Source organism: Bowmanella dokdonensis, assembly GCF_017254865.1.
GTDB lineage: Bacteria > Pseudomonadota > Gammaproteobacteria > Enterobacterales > Alteromonadaceae > Bowmanella > Bowmanella dokdonensis.
In genome coordinates this window covers 1-335 of sequence record NZ_JAFKCV010000218.1, presented here as the reverse complement: position 1 = coordinate 335, position 335 = coordinate 1, and the positions used below count along the sequence as shown (strand labels likewise).

1 protein-coding gene is annotated in these 335 nt (G+C 52.2%); it reads right to left on the bottom strand.

Annotated features, from left to right (window positions below):
• On the bottom strand, window positions 1–335 hold a 335-nt coding region (locus J0A66_RS22300; protein WP_206576016.1), incomplete at both ends, for a DUF945 family protein.

Genomic DNA, 335 nt, shown 5'->3' with positions numbered 1-335 from the left:
CGGGTTTGGCTGTCATAGAAGCCACCTTCCATCATGGCGCTCACGCTGACATCGGCGTCCATTTCAATGCGCAAATCCTTCAGCGTCAGGCGGTTTTCACCGTTTTCTTCGCCGACCAGATTATTGGCATGACCTTGGTAATAAATCCGGTTGCTGGTGATCTCACCACCACCTTGGTAACCGCTGAATTGAATATGGCTATGCTGTCTTTCCTGAAAGCGCAGGGCAGGGATTTCGTCGCTGAAGCTATGGCTACCGAACAGGCTGGTTACGCCGGTCAACTGATAAAGGGGTTGGTCTTCAGCCCAGGTTAAGTGCTTGCGCAGACTATCTGC